The organism is Candidatus Thiosymbion oneisti, assembly GCF_004359955.1.
GTDB classification, from domain to species: Bacteria; Pseudomonadota; Gammaproteobacteria; order Chromatiales; family Chromatiaceae; genus Thiosymbion; species Thiosymbion oneisti.
In genome coordinates this window covers 90000-103390 of sequence record NZ_SMSC01000004.1, presented here as the reverse complement: position 1 = coordinate 103390, position 13391 = coordinate 90000, and the positions used below count along the sequence as shown (strand labels likewise).

Annotated in this window: 13 protein-coding genes; 8 read left to right on the top strand and 5 right to left on the bottom strand. The window is 61.6% G+C overall.

The window, feature by feature from the left end; genetic code table 11:
• Nucleotides 1-115: 115 nt before the first annotated feature.
• Nucleotides 116-670, bottom strand: a complete 555-nt coding sequence (locus E1958_RS03305; protein ID WP_133510597.1) for an NUDIX hydrolase — start codon at nucleotides 668-670, stop codon at nucleotides 116-118.
• Nucleotides 671-736: 66 nt separating this feature from the next.
• Here E1958_RS03305 and E1958_RS03300 point away from each other — a divergent pair, with 66 nt between their 5' ends.
• The 4 genes from E1958_RS03300 (at nucleotide 737) to phoB (ending at nucleotide 4463) form a co-directional block, all read left to right on the top strand.
• Nucleotides 737-964: a hypothetical protein gene (locus tag E1958_RS03300; RefSeq protein ID WP_133510596.1), complete on the top strand. Its 228-nt coding sequence runs from the start codon at nucleotides 737-739 to the stop codon at nucleotides 962-964.
• A gap of 89 nt (nucleotides 965-1053) precedes the next feature.
• A complete protein-coding gene (locus E1958_RS03295) occupies nucleotides 1054-1755 on the top strand; it encodes a hypothetical protein (protein WP_207787576.1) in 702 nt (233 codons plus the stop codon).
• Nucleotides 1756-1982: 227 nt separating this feature from the next.
• Complete coding sequence (gene putP, locus E1958_RS03290; protein WP_133510595.1) at nucleotides 1983-3485, top strand: sodium/proline symporter PutP; 1503 nt, start codon at nucleotides 1983-1985, stop codon at nucleotides 3483-3485.
• 291 nt (nucleotides 3486-3776) lie between these two features.
• Complete coding sequence (gene phoB, locus E1958_RS03285) at nucleotides 3777-4463, top strand: phosphate regulon transcriptional regulator PhoB (RefSeq protein ID WP_133510594.1); 687 nt, start codon at nucleotides 3777-3779, stop codon at nucleotides 4461-4463.
• A gap of 268 nt (nucleotides 4464-4731) precedes the next feature.
• On the opposite strand, the gene E1958_RS20090 is transcribed toward phoB, so the two are convergent.
• Nucleotides 4732-4899 carry a hypothetical protein gene (locus E1958_RS20090; RefSeq protein WP_166664583.1) on the bottom strand — a complete coding sequence of 56 codons (168 nt, stop codon included), beginning with the start codon at nucleotides 4897-4899 and terminating at the stop codon, nucleotides 4732-4734.
• A gap of 15 nt (nucleotides 4900-4914) precedes the next feature.
• On the opposite strand from E1958_RS20090, the gene phoR reads away from it, so the two are divergent.
• The 3 genes from phoR (at nucleotide 4915) to E1958_RS03270 (ending at nucleotide 7299) form a co-directional block, all read left to right on the top strand.
• Complete coding sequence (phoR, locus tag E1958_RS03280) at nucleotides 4915-6255, top strand: phosphate regulon sensor histidine kinase PhoR (RefSeq protein ID WP_133510593.1); 1341 nt, start codon at nucleotides 4915-4917, stop codon at nucleotides 6253-6255.
• A 322-nt stretch (nucleotides 6256-6577) separates the two neighbouring features.
• A complete protein-coding gene (locus E1958_RS03275; RefSeq protein ID WP_133510592.1) occupies nucleotides 6578-6988 on the top strand; it encodes a ribonuclease HepT family protein in 411 nt (136 codons plus the stop codon).
• Nucleotides 6985-7299 carry a nucleotidyltransferase domain-containing protein gene (locus tag E1958_RS03270; protein WP_133510591.1) on the top strand — a complete coding sequence of 105 codons (315 nt, stop codon included), beginning with the start codon at nucleotides 6985-6987 and terminating at the stop codon, nucleotides 7297-7299. Before E1958_RS03275 ends, E1958_RS03270 begins: the two co-directional genes overlap by 4 nt.
• Before the next feature lie 473 nt (nucleotides 7300-7772).
• On the opposite strand, the gene E1958_RS20755 is transcribed toward E1958_RS03270, so the two are convergent.
• From E1958_RS20755 to E1958_RS03255, 3 genes are all read right to left on the bottom strand, one after another.
• Nucleotides 7773-11003 carry a toll/interleukin-1 receptor domain-containing protein gene (locus E1958_RS20755; protein ID WP_207787949.1) on the bottom strand — a complete coding sequence of 1077 codons (3231 nt, stop codon included), beginning with the start codon at nucleotides 11001-11003 and terminating at the stop codon, nucleotides 7773-7775.
• Between the two features lie 86 nt (nucleotides 11004-11089).
• On the bottom strand, nucleotides 11090-11338 hold the full coding sequence (locus E1958_RS03260; RefSeq protein ID WP_133510590.1) for a hypothetical protein: 249 nt from the start codon (nucleotides 11336-11338) through the stop codon (nucleotides 11090-11092).
• Between the two features lie 216 nt (nucleotides 11339-11554).
• Nucleotides 11555-11737 (bottom strand): hypothetical protein, encoded by a 183-nt coding sequence (locus E1958_RS03255; protein WP_133510589.1) that lies wholly within the window; start codon nucleotides 11735-11737, stop codon nucleotides 11555-11557.
• 454 nt (nucleotides 11738-12191) lie between these two features.
• Between E1958_RS03255 and E1958_RS03250 the strand changes: the two genes are divergently transcribed.
• Entirely contained in the window at nucleotides 12192-13220 is a 1029-nt protein-coding gene (locus tag E1958_RS03250; protein ID WP_165741525.1) for an Rpn family recombination-promoting nuclease/putative transposase, read from the top strand.
• The last annotated feature ends 171 nt before the right edge of the window (nucleotides 13221-13391 follow it).

Genomic DNA, 13391 nt, shown 5'->3' with positions numbered 1-13391 from the left:
GGCAAGTATACCTCCGTTCCCCTATCCCAGGCCAGTTGCAGCGCGATCTCGACGACCTTGGATTGGGCAACCCAAGCAGCGGTTTTTGATCCCGTTGCCTTTATTTGCGGCCGACTCATCCGTTCCCGGATCGGCCCGTTTTCCCGTGCAACGCCTGGGCACGGAACAGGCCGATCAGGGTCTTGGCATCGGTGACGGTGCCGTCGAGGCACCAATCCAGGACCTGCCTGAAAGGCAGCCAGTGGATCTCGATGACCTCGTGGGTCTCGTGGTGGTGGGCAGCCCGCCGCAGGCCGCCGGCCAGGTAGAGGTGGATAATCTCGGTCAGGACCCCCGGCGAGCTGTGCAGAGTACCCAGCTCGGTCCATCGTTCCGCTTCCACCCCGGCCTCCTCGGAGAGCTCGCGTCGAGCAGTGCCGAGGGGGGGCTCGTCCGGCTCCAGCTTCCCGGCCGGCAGCTCCCAGAGCCAACCGTCGGCCGCGTGCCGGTATTGGCGCAACAGGCAGACTCGGTCCTGGTGATCCACGGCCACCACGGCCGCGCCGCCGGGGTGTCTGACGATCTCCAGCTCCGCCGCCTCGCCGTTGGGTAAATCGATAGTCTCCAGGCCCAAGTCGACGATCTTGCCCTGATAGACAGGCCGGCGCCGCACATGGTTGTCTTCTGTCACCTTTTTCCCCTCCCCAATGGAAGCCCGTTCCCGTGATCTTTAGACTATACCTATGATAGGAGCACCATGACCACTGACGGTAAAGTGCCCGAAACCCAACAATGTGACCTTACCATGAGCAACAAAGAAACACGCAGTGCCGCTGTTGCACCCTCGGCTGACCAGTACGCCGCCGCGTTGCGGCGTCTATCACTCAGCCAAACACAAATTGCCATGCTCACCTTTCACTTCAATGCCGATGAGCGCACGGTCACCGCCAAGCAAATGGCGCAAGCAGTCGGATTCACTCACTAGAGCACAGCAAACTTGCAATGAAGAAGGCTTGCCACTCAAGGCTGCTCCCGATAGATTGCTCCAATTGATAGGCCCCTGGGTGTAGAACCATGACTCGACTCGAGATAGAACAAACCGTCGAATCCATCTGGGCGCTGTTCCGGGAAACCGACCGGCGCCTCGATCAACGCTTCGAAGAGACCGACCGACGTTTCCGGGAGACCGACCAACGCTTCGAAGAGACCGACCAGCGTTTTCGGGAAACCGACCGCCGCCTCGACCAGCGCTTCGAAGAGACCGACCGCCGTCTCGACCGGCGTTTCGAGGCCACGGAGCGGGAAATCGCGGCCCTTTCCGCCCAGACCCGGGCGGCCGAAAATCTCTTCATCGGCAAGTGGGGCCGGTTGCTCGAAGCCCTGGTGCGGCCGGGGGCGGCAGAGTTGTTCCAAGCCCGCGGGATCCCTGTCAACCGCACCCTGGAACGGGTGCGGGCACGCCAAGGCGGGGAGGAGATGGAGCTCGATCTGCTGCTGGTGAACGGTGAGGCCCTGGTGGTGGTGGAGGTCAAGAGCACCCTGCGGGTAGACGACGTACGCGCACTGATCGAGGATCTGAAGACATTTCCGAAGTTCTTCCCCGAATACCGGGACTATCGCCGCTTCGGGGCGGTCGCCGCACTGGCCATCGAAGAGGAGGCGGACCGATATGCCTATCGCCAAGGGCTGTTCGTACTGACCATGGGTCGCGAGGAGCTGGTCACCCTGCTCAATGACGACGCCTTCCGACCGAAAGATTTTGCCCTGGCTTGGTAGTACATCATTTCAAACTATTCTGCATGTTCGTAGGGAACGCCCTCTGTGGCGTTCCGAACGGCCTGCGGAACGGCACGGAGGCCATTCCCTACTCGACCTGAAAGTTAAGGTGAAGCAGCGTAGTAGTATATGAAAACAGTCGGTCAGAATCGAATGTCAACAGGCCCCAGCCCGGAATCGATGAGTTGGACTTCAAGGTGACAAAGTAGGAATGAGGTCAAGCAACGATGAAACCGGACCCAGTTGTCATCGCCCTCACCTTTGGCGCCTACTTTATGTTGGTCCTGGTCATCGGCTGGTATGCCTTTCGGCGGACCGCGAATCTGACCGACTTCATCCTCGGCGGGCGGCGGCTGGGCGGCGGCACCGCGGCCCTGAGCGCCGGTGCCTCCGATATGAGCGGGTGGTTGCTGCTCGGTCTCCCGGGCCTGGCCTATGCCACGGGGGTTCAATCCCTCTGGTTGGCGGGGGGCCTGTTGTTGGGCACCTGGCTCAACTGGCTCTTGCTGGCAAAGCGCCTGCGTGTCTTCAGCGAGGCCTACGGCAACGCCCTTACCCTGCCGGAATTCCTGGCCAACCGCTTTGGTGACGAGGACGGCTGGTTACGCGGAATCAGCGCCTTTTTTATCCTGTTGTTCTTCCTGATCTACACGGGCTCCGGGCTGGTGGCGGGGGGCAAGCTGTTCGCGTCCGTGTTCGGCCTGCCCTACCTGTGGGCGGTCGCGGCCGGGGCCTCGGTCATCCTGCTGTACACCGCGGTGGGCGGCTTTCTCGCCGTTTCCTGGACCGATGTCCTGCAGGGGCTACTCATGGCCGCGGCCCTCGTGGCCGTCCCGGTGATGGCCTTCGGCAACGCCGGTGGGCTGGGACCTGGTCTTACGCGCATCGAAGCGGTCAATCCGGACCTGTTCAAACTCTTTACCGAAGCAGATGGCACGGCCCTGGGCCTGCTCGGAATCCTGTCGCTCGCCGCTTGGGGTCTCGGCTATTTCGGTCAGCCCCACATCCTGGCGCGCTTTCAGGCCATCGGAGTCGTCGCCGACGTAGGAAAGGCGCGACGCATCGCCGTCTCATGGGTCACCATTACCCTCACCGGTGCCATCCTCGCCGGACTTGCCGGGGTCCTGGTGCTGGATGCACCGCTGACCGCGGACGACCGCGAAAGGGTCTTCATCGAGCTGGTGAACCTGTTGTTCCATCCGGTGCTCGCCGGCATCTGTCTCGCCGCCATCCTGGCGGCGATCATGAGCACGGCGGACTCACAGCTGTTGGTCTCGTCCTCGGCCTTCACCGAAGACCTTTACCGTGCCCGGTTGCGGCCCGAGGCGGGGCCGCGGGAGCTGGTGGCGATCGGCCGCGGATCGGTCGTGATACTTGCGGGCCTGGCCTTCATCATGGCCCTGGACCCGGAGACCATGGTCCTGGATCTGGTGGGCTACGCTTGGGCCGGCTTCGGCGCTGCCTTCGGCCCGGTGGTTATCCTCTCCCTCTACTGGCCGCGCATGACCCGTCGGGGCGCACTGGCAGGTATCATCACCGGCGGCATCACGGTGGTGGTGTGGCAGCAGATCGAGGGTGGCCTGTTCGATGTCTACGAGCTCCTGCCCGGCTTTCTGCTCTCCCTGGCGGCGATCTGGATTGCCTCTGTGAGCGATCCCGCACCGCGCGCTGGGCTCGCGGCAGGCTTCAAGCAGGCGCTCGGTAATCTTTCGTTAACTTCCCGGCAATAAACTAGCCCGTAGGGCGGGTCAGGCGCGTGCGCCAGGCGCCGCGATTGCCGCGGCGGTGGGCGCGCCGTCACCCGCCGGATGGCCGCAGGTGGCAGCCCGTAGGGCGGGTCAGGCCCCGTCCCGACGCAGGAGGAAACCTGGCCGCCACTCGACTGAGTGGCTGGCATCCGGCGGATGGCGCAAGCTTATCCGCCCTACGCGGGCTGGGTCCCGGTAATCTCTGCCGGAATGACGCGGTGGGGCCGAACGATTACAGTTTGACGTCTTTCTCCCACATGGGGATTTTCAGCTATGGCGAGTATCCTGGTTGTCGATGATGAACCCGATATCCGAGAAGTGTTTCGATTTGCCCTGGAAGGAGCGGACTTTCGCGTGCACGAGGCCGGCCATGCCGAGGAGGCCCGCAAGCTCCTGGGGTCCGAAGACCCCGACCTGATGCTGCTCGACTGGATGTTGCCGGGGCGCTCCGGGTTGGAGCTGGCGCGGCAGCTCAAACAGAGTGCCGCAACCTGCGCCATCCCCATCATCATGGTCAGCGCCCGGGGTGAAGAGGAGGATCGCGTCAGGGGGCTGGACACGGGGGTGGACGATTACATCACCAAACCATTCTCCCCGCGGGAGTTGGTCGCCCGGGTCAATGCCGTGCTGCGGCGGGCCAGGCCGGGAGAACGGGCCGATCAGATCGAGATCGCCGGCCTGTACATCGATAATATCAGCCATCGGGTCAGCGCCGACGGCAAGCGTGTCGATGTCGCCCCTACGGAGTATCGGCTCCTGCACTTCCTCATGACCCATGCGGACCGGGCATTCAGCCGCCCGCAGCTCCTCGATCAGGTGTGGGGCAATCAGGTCTACGTGGAGGAGCGCACCGTGGATGTCCATGTTCGCCGCCTGCGCAAAGCCCTCGAGCCCACTAAACACGATTACATGTTGCAGACCGTGCGCGGTGTGGGCTACCGCTTCTCTCACAGGATATGAACCCGCGGCATACCGGCCGCGGGCGAGGGGTTCGTCGCGGCTCACTCTTCCGTTGCTTAAGATCAACTTGGCGGGCCCACGCGCGCGGTGGTGCACTCCCATGGAAATGATCTTTTGCCGCAAATAAACACGAATCACGATTCGTGGTAACCATCCAGCCCCCACCTCGTCATTCCGGCAGGGAGTGCCGGAATCCAGTGCCATGGATGGTAAAACAGCGGGGGGCTGAACGACTAGGATTCGTATTTATTCGTGTCCATTCGTGGCTCTAGGCCATCGGACAAACCGCATCGCCGGAGCCGACCGCCGGCCACGGGACAGCCCGGATCGGATTGCCCGGATCGGATTGATATGGGAAAAGCGAGCCGGTCGCTTCCACCACACCGCGGAACCGCCCGCGCTCGTCCCGCTCCGCGCCGGCACGCCGCCTGCGCACCGTCTTGGATCTGACATGCTCGAATCCCTTCTGTTCGAGGTCTTATTTCTCCTGGTCTCCCTGGCCGTGGCCTTGTTCCTACCCTGGCTGGGCCTCGACCTGGCCCTGGCGGTGCTCCTGGCGATCCTGCCCTATCTCGGGCGCAACCTCTATTACCTGGGTCATCTGACCCTGCTCATCCGCCGCCGCTATCGGATGGTTCCACCCTTTCCCCGCGGTCTCTGGGGGGTGATCTACCGCTCCGTTGCCCAGCACCAGCAGAGCGGGCGCAAACGCCGCAAGCGTCAGGTCCGTTTCATCCGGCGCTTTCGCGAGGCGGCGATCTCGGTGCCGGACGCCCTGGTCATCCTCGACCGGCACCGACGTATCGAATGGGCGAATCCGATGGCCGCCGAGCTGATGAATGTTCACTGGCCCCAGGACGAGGGCAGTTACCTGACGGAGAGCCTCCACCACGATTTGCTCGGGGAGTTCCTGGTCGCCGACGAGTATTTGCGGCCCATCGAGCTGGCACCGGAGCACAATCGCGCCATCACCCTCTCGGTGCGCATCACGCCCTTCGGCGAGCGCAAGCGACAGCGGCTCGTCGTCGGCCGTGATATCACCAAGGTCTTTCACCTCAATCTGATCCGCCGCGACTTCGTGGCCAATGCCTCCCACGAGTTGCGAACACCGCTGACGGTGATCTCCGGCTTTCTGGAGAACCTGATGGATTCCCCGCGCACGCCCGAGCATCACCGGCGGCCACTGCAGCTGATGAGCAGCCAGGCCGAGCGTATGCGCTCCATCGTCGAGGACCTGCTTACCCTCTCACGGTTGGAGATGGAAGAGGCTGCAACCCAGTCGGAGCCGGTAGACGTACCGGAAACGCTGCGCCTGATTCTCGATGAGGCCCGGCTGCTGGACGCGGGCGGACATGAGCTGACCGTAGACATTGCCCCGGATCTGCTCCTGAAAGGGAACCGGCTCGAGCTGCGCAGCGCCCTTTCCAACCTGGTGTTCAATGCCATCCAGCACACACCATCGGAGAGCCGGATTTGGATCACCTGGCGGGAGGACGAGGACGGACCCCTGTTTGCCGTCAAGGACGATGGGGAGGGGATTGCGCGGGAGCATGTTCCGCGCCTGACCGAACGTTTCTACCGGGTCGACAAGGCGCGCTCCCGGACCTCGGGAGGGACCGGGTTGGGTCTGGCGATCGTCAAGCACGTGCTGAATCGCCATGATGCGCGGCTGACCATCGAGAGCGAGCCGGGACAGGGCAGCACCTTTACCTGCCGTTTTCCCGCGGGCACGGGACTTAAGCGGTCGGAGCGCCATCCTTGCGACCTGCCAGCCCCAATGCTATTAAGTTAAGAGGCTGTCTAAAAATTAAGATACTGATTTTAAGGCATAAAATCTGTAAATTTCGCGCTCGTTCCCACGCTCCAGCGTGGGAACGCCGTCTTGTCCGCTCTATAGCGGACTCAGCTCCTCCGTGCTGATCGGCGTTGGCGGTTAGCTGACCGAGGCGCTTAATCGACGCTGGAGCGTCAGATCCCTCCTCCGTCGGGACCAGTTTGCTCCCACGCTGGAGCCTGGGGAGCCAGCCGAAAATCAATGCCAGTAGAAAATCAATAGGTTAGTTTTTAGACAGTCTCTAAATCTGCATTTTCAAGGGGTAGATACCTTGGTATCCGTGAGCTTGAAGGGTCAGGTGGTTCAGGATTTGAAAAAATCTCTTGGACACCTTGACTACAGCTACCAAAAAGTCAGGCACTTCAAATTTGATGGCCACGAATGGTCGGAAGCGGAATTGGAGACCCTGGAAAGCTTCTCCAGTCGGTTTGCGCGAACTTCCGATATATTTGTGTCCCGTTATTTGCGCATCCTGTGTTTGGAGGCCGATCCCGGCTTTCGCGGATCGCTTGTCGATACGCTGAACCTTGGTGAAAAATCCGGCCATATCGGCTCTGCCGAGACGTGGAAGCGCATTCGCGCGTTAAGAAACGTGGCGGCTCATGAATATGCAACGGATGACGTGGATATGCTTTATCAAGAACTGGTTTCGTTAGCGCCGACTATTTTGGAGATTGCAAAGCTGCTGTGAGACTTTCCACCCAAGAACGGGGCACCATTTTCAATGTGCTCTCGCAACTCGATGGCCACTGTGAGATTTACCTGTATGGTTCCCGCGCGGATGACGCCCTGAGAGGTGGGGACATCGACCTGCTTGTCTTCAGTGACAAGCTGACCTTTTCCGACAAGATCACAGCCCTGGTGGAAATCAAAGACATCCTCGGGGAGCAGAAGATCGATTTGACAATCAGGCCTTTTTCCGCACGCCATTCAGACCCCTTTGTCATAGAAATCATGAAGACGGCGGTGCCCATTGCCGCTCCCCCGCAGGCTGGTGGTTAAGGTTCAAGCCGTAGGTTGGGCAAAGGCGCGCACTACTGGCCGGCAATCGAGCCGACGGCCTATATCGCGCCGTGCCCAACATCCCAACCCAGCTTTTACGGGCAATCGAGCCACAGAGGACGCAGAGAACACAGAGAAGGGCACAGGCCAATTCTCTGCGTTCTGCACTCGTTCCCACTGGAGCATGGGAGCCAGAAAAAGAACCACGGATAGACACGGATAAACACGGATCACAATCTGTGTTTATCCGTGTCTATCCGTGGTTCTAATTCCGTGGTTCTAATAAGGACACGAACCTTCATGCTTGTCTTTTTCGTGGCTCGTTCCCACGCTCCAGCGTGGGAATGCAGTCCGACCGCTCCAGCGGTCTTCCGGGTTCCTTCCAAGGGCTTATTCGCAATGGTCGGATTCCCATGACGCTGGAGCGTCAAGACTTGCTCCCACGCTGGAGCGTGGGAGCCAGAGAGAGAGGTTCAAAGGCAGCTTTCGGTATCGGCGAGCTCCCGGTCGCGGCGGTGGTAGCCGTGCTTGTCGATCAGGTGGCGGGCCTGGGCAAGATCCTCCCGCGCCGAGTCCCAGGGGTAGTGGTTCTGCCGTCCGAACAGCCGGACGCGGGTGAGCAGGCAATCGGCCTGGTAGAGGGGCATGGGACCGCGTTCGGCGATCTCCCAGGCCTCGTCCAGATCCGCCGCGGCGCCCCGCTTGGAATCGGAGCCGTCGCCCGTCAGCCATCGCTGCCAGGCCCGTGTGAGCAATCCGCGGGGAAGGTAGTCCATGTTGCCCGATTCGCGGAGACTGGCAACCGCTTTGTCCAGATGGTCGCTAGCGGCCGGGGGGATCTGGATTGCGGATGGGGCCGAATCCGCTGGGTCCTTACGCCCCCGAATCTGTGTGGTCAGGAGGGCCTGATAGACCGCCGCCCGGCCCAGATTGAGCCGGTCCAGTGCAATGGTGAGGAGCGGAGCCTCCGCCTGTTCCATCCATGCGAGGGTCTGTTTGGCGCGCTCGGCGACTCGATCACAGACATCTTGTAGATCAGCAAGATCCGGGATTTGGGCCTCGGGGTCCAGTATCCGCCGCCAAGCGGCACGTTCGGCATCGGACAGCAGCAGATCGCAATAGCGGAAGCCCTGTAGCGAGTAGAGTCGGGGGTACTCCGGTTGCCGTTCGGCCTGTATGGATTCGGCCTCGACGAATAGGCGCCGGGCCTCGTCCGTTTGGCCCGCCTGATACAGGGCATCGGCGTGGGTCGCGCGTTTGGACATCCGATGGAAGGCGTCCTTGCTGTGGTCGGCGAAGCCAACCGACCGCTCGGCATCGGCAGTGGCAGCAGCCAACTCACCCAGTGTCAGCTCCAGCCCACTCAGATTGGAGGCGCTGATCGCGGCGTTCTTCCAGTCCTCCCGCTTGATAGGCATCTCCAATCCCGCTCGCATCGGCTCCAGGGCTTCGGCCAACCGGCCCAGAGCACGTAGACGGGTAGCTGCCTCTTGAAGCAGCCAACTCTGGTCCGGGGCTGAGAGGTTGGGCGAGGGTCGGTCCCACAGCCGATCAAAGAAACAGGCCACCGCGCCCAGATCGGCGCCGACCGCCCCGAGCTTCTTTGAGCTGTAGAAGCCGTCGCTTCCCGTACCCTGCAGGATGCGCTCGTCGTAGACCTTGTTCAGGACCTTTTGATGCAGTCCGGCCTGGCAGCCATGTGCCACGGCCTGATACAGGGGTTGCAGGCCCTCCAGACCATCGGGCCGATATTCGGTAGCGTCGCATAGAGATTGGTACAGACGCCGGTGGCCCTCGATCCAGGCGGCCTTATTACTGTGCCGCAGCCGGTGGGCGAACCAAGCGCGGATCAGGGGATGGGTGTCGATCTGTTCGATATCGCCGCTGTCGGCGTGTTGGAGTGAGATCAGCCGGTGATCCTCGGCCAGACTTATGAGTACCCGGTTCCAGTCCTCCGGCCCCCAATCCGGTCCAGCCAGGGGCTCGGTGAGACCGGGGATGGCTGGGTCGGATCGCAGGGTATCCAGCAGGTCCAGACGCGCCGGGCGATCAAAGAGGCCGAGCAGCCGTAAAACAGTCAGTTGGCGACGGCCGCGGTCGCCTTGCTGCTCGAACCAGCGTTCGTAGGCGCCCATCAGGGAGCTGGCATGGCCCTCCTGCTCCTGGTCGAGGACCGAGGGCCAGTCTAAGCGGTCCCGGCGGCGGATGTCCCCCTGCTGGGCGTACTTGAGATAGCCCCCCAGTAGTTGCACGGTCAGGGCATGGCCCTTTAGCTCCCGCGCCGCTGCGACTAGCTCCGGGTCGTCGGGATCGATTGCGGCGGCGGCGGCACGGCGAGCGCCGGCCCGGTGCAAGAGTCGGGCAGCGGCCGGCGTGGATAGATTGTCGAGCCGCTCTTCCCGCACGCTGATGCCGTGGAAGCGCTTCAGGTCCGTCAGGGGCAGTCGGCTGGTGAGGACACACAAACCGCCCGCGCTAGGCAATTGGGCCAGGCGCTTGAGCAGGCGTTCCAGACCCCAATCCTTGAGCCGGCCTTCCAGCCCGCCTGCGCGCTGGGGGTGCTGCAGGGGCTCGACGCCGTCGAGCAGGAGCAGGGTCCGGGTCTCCGCTATGCGCTCGGCCAGTCGGTCAGATTTGGTATCGGCGGGGGTTGGGCTGTCGGCCAATTTGGATTCGCCGAAGTGGCGTAGGGCGGCGTCCAGGAATGGGCCGCTGTTGGCCGCGCCCTGGTCCTGAGTGCCCTGGCTGTAGAAGGACCAGTCAAAGAAGGCATCCAAATCCTCCCGGTGGGAGGGTGTCGCAAAAGGTATCGATCTTCGCCCTTTGACCCCCTCTCGCCCTTTGACCCTCTCTCGCCCTTTGACCCCCTCTCCCCAACCCCTCTCCCGGCCGGGAGAGAGGCTTTTGCGATACCCTCGGTGGTTGTGGAGGATATCCACCACCCAATCCGTAATCAGGGCGGTCTTGCCCACCCCGCCCGCGGCGACAAAGATCAGTATCTGGGTGTCTCGATCCTGCCAGGCAGCATCCAGGATTTGGCGCTCCTGCTCGCGTCCGACCAGCTCATCGAAGCGACTGGCGACGCCCAGATCCAGCAGCCGGGAATGGGCGATCCGTTGGGGCAGGGAAGCAGTGGACGTCGGGCCGGTCTGTGGCTTGTCCGGCTCGACCGACTCGGACCCGCCGGGCCGCTTGAACCGGGGTTCGATCGTTCGGGCCGGCAGATGCGGCGCTTGGCCGGGTTGGGGCCGTTCGTGGAGCGGACGGCCCAGGAGCTTGCGTAGCAGGAGTTCGTATCCATCCTGTCCATCGAGCAGGAAATGGTCGTATCCATCGAGTTCGAGTGGGATATGTCGCCGGTCCGCGGCATCGAAGAGGACCGGAAAGATGCGGTCGTTGTGCAGTTTTTGCTTGTAGAGCAAGCGCCGGATCAGCCCGGCCTCCCAGCCGACGCCCAGCCCCACATCGGGTAGCTCTTGGTCGCGGAAGCGTCGTGCGTAGGTGGCTGTCACCACGCAGAGAACGGTGTCCGCTTTCGTGAGCTGGCGGGTCATCCAAGTCGGCCAGTCCTCGTCCGTCTCCTTGTGGACATCGAGATGGCAGGTGCAGCCGTCACGCTCCAGGCTGGCGGCCAACCCCTGCACCCGCTCGGCGTGCTCCTGGCTTTCCTGGCTATAGCTGACGAAGACGGTGGATCGGTCCATGGGTGGTTCCGGCGGTATAAAGAGCGGTATTTGAACCGCAAAGGCGCACAGGACGCAAAGGGTGTCAAGTTTAAACCGGTTCATAATCAAACCACAGAGAACACAGAGGACACCGAGAAGAGGAACCGGTCAATTCTCTGTGTTCTCTGTGGTTCAAAATTAAGGACCCTAGCCCTACCCAAGCTCTCCATCGAGGTTCCGAACCTCTCCGTTGAGTCTTCAAGACTCTCGGTTGAGTGTTCAACACTCTCCGTTGAGTCCTCAAGACTCTCCACCGAGTGTTCAGGACTCTCCGTTGAGTCTTCAGGGCCGTAGGGCGGGAAAGCGTAGCGCATCCCGCCGCGAACTCTGAGTGACCCGTATCTTTAACACGGGAATCAAACCCTCCTCTCTTGTAAACGGCAGCGGTTACGGCTCATAGCGTCTTCGAGACACTCCGCGGCGCGGAGCTTCCGCATTCCCACGCAGCGCGTGGGAACGAGAAAAACTCCAAAACATCAGGCTGTCATTCCGGCTGGGACGCCGGAATCCAGAGCAATGGGCGGGATGCGCTACGCTTTCCTGTCCTCCGCGGGCTGCCGTGGCGTAGCTGATGAAGACGGTGGGGCGCGTCCCTTAGCGAGTGCCTCACGGACTGCCGGGTAGCCACCTTCCTTTACCACCACGGCAGCGGACCACGCAGCCCGCTCGGCCACCGTCGCCAGCCGATCTTCGCCCGGTGCCTGTGCGATCACCCGTGCCCACTCCCTCGGATCAGCGGGAAATTTCTTGGATGGCTCTTTATGGATTCCGGACTGCTTTGGAGTGCGCCGGCAAAGCGGCGCGGCTGCATCGAACCTCAGCCACGGGGGATACCAGCGGCGTTGGCCGGGAATCCGGACCCTTCGGTTCCACCCGCGCCGCGGCGACGGCGCTTTCCTCTGGCCACAACACCTTGGCCGAGAACGGATACCTCGCCACATCCAAAGCGGCGGCAGGATGGTGCCACTTGACCGACCCCCGGCTTATGCCTCGCGCTGTCGGTTCCGGTAAGCAGCGGGGGGAAGTGGCCGCCTGCCTGGCGGCAGACAGGCCGCATTCCAAAACGTCCGGGGGATCCCTTCTATGATCGTTAGCTGTCCGGAATCCATAAAGAGCCTTGATGTATTATTGGTGCGTCATCCGCCCCCGACAGATTTCAGGTAGCCGTTGACCGACACCAGAATTCCCCACCCCCACGATCACTTCATGAAGGAACTGCTCTCCTACCCGGAGACCGCAGGTGCCTTGTTGCGGGAACGCCTGCCGGAAGCGGTGGTGAAGTTCCTCTCCGCCAAGCCCCCCGAGTTGATTTCGAGTTCATTCGTGGACGAGGAATTACGCGGGCACCTGAGTGATCGGCTATTCAAGGTAGAGACCATCAACGGCCGAACCGCGTTCCTTTATGTGCTTATCGAGCACAAGAGCACGCCGGATAACCAGGTTGGCTGGCAGCTGCTCAAATACCTGGTCGAGATCCTCAAACAGTGGGAGAAGAAACATCGCAATTGGGATCGTCTCCCGGCTATCGTGCCATTCGTTTTTTATCACGGTCTCGATGAATGGAAGATCCCCGACGAATTCCTGCATCTTGTAGATCTCGAGGAAAGCTGGCGGCCCTATCTGCTCAATTTCCGATTTTCGGTGCTGGACCTCGGCAGGGTTCCGGATCGAAAATTGTCCCAAGATCGCCGCTTGCACGCCCGGCTTTTGGCCCTGAAATACGCTACCAGAAAGACACACCAGATGGCGATCAGGGAGCGCTTGATCGAGGCGCTCCGAAACGCGCCCGAAGATCTTCATCCCATCGTCCGGTACCTGGTCTATGTCTATTGTTACGATGAACAGACGCTGCGCAGAATTATCCGAGAGGTACGACCGGAGGAGGAAGAAACCATGATGTCCCAATTCGCCCAGGATATTGAGAAAGCGGTTCGCCACCAAGCCTTGCAGGAAGGTATACAGCAAGGCATGCAACAAGGCATGCAACAAGGTATGCAACAAGGTATGCGGAAAGGTCTGCTGGAGGGGGAAGCGAAAGGGGAAGCCAAGCTGTTGCTTCGCCTGCTTCCCCGTCGTTTTGGACCCTTACCTGCCGAAATCTGTGAGCGGATCTACGAAGCCGACCCGAATACCATCGAACAGTGGGCCGATCGCGTATTGGACGCCAAATCCCTGGAAGATGTGTTTGCGGAATAACCCATTTTTCTCTCGGTTACCCACGTTCGCATCACCAAGCGCGCCTGACCCGATCCGCTGCTCGCCTCCCTGCCGCGTCGCGGCCCAGGTCGGATCGAATATGGAAAAAACAGAGCCGACGACTGATTTGGACTGGCGCTAAACCCTGTCGGTAGGGTATTTTTAGGGGTT

Coding starts and splice junctions, on each gene's coding strand:
- E1958_RS03295 (WP_207787576.1), top strand. CDS start 1,054: ATGACTCGACTCGAGATAGAACAAACCGTCGAATCCATCTGGGCGCTG.
- phoR (WP_133510593.1), top strand. CDS start 4,915: ATGCTCGAATCCCTTCTGTTCGAGGTCTTATTTCTCCTGGTCTCCCTG.
- E1958_RS03260 (WP_133510590.1), bottom strand. CDS start 11,338: ATGCGCTACGCTTTCCCGCCCTACGGCCCTGAAGACTCAACGGAGAGT.
- phoB (WP_133510594.1), top strand. CDS start 3,777: ATGGCGAGTATCCTGGTTGTCGATGATGAACCCGATATCCGAGAAGTG.
- putP (WP_133510595.1), top strand. CDS start 1,983: ATGAAACCGGACCCAGTTGTCATCGCCCTCACCTTTGGCGCCTACTTT.
- E1958_RS03300 (WP_133510596.1), top strand. CDS start 737: ATGACCACTGACGGTAAAGTGCCCGAAACCCAACAATGTGACCTTACC.
- E1958_RS20755 (WP_207787949.1), bottom strand. CDS start 11,003: ATGGACCGATCCACCGTCTTCGTCAGCTATAGCCAGGAAAGCCAGGAG.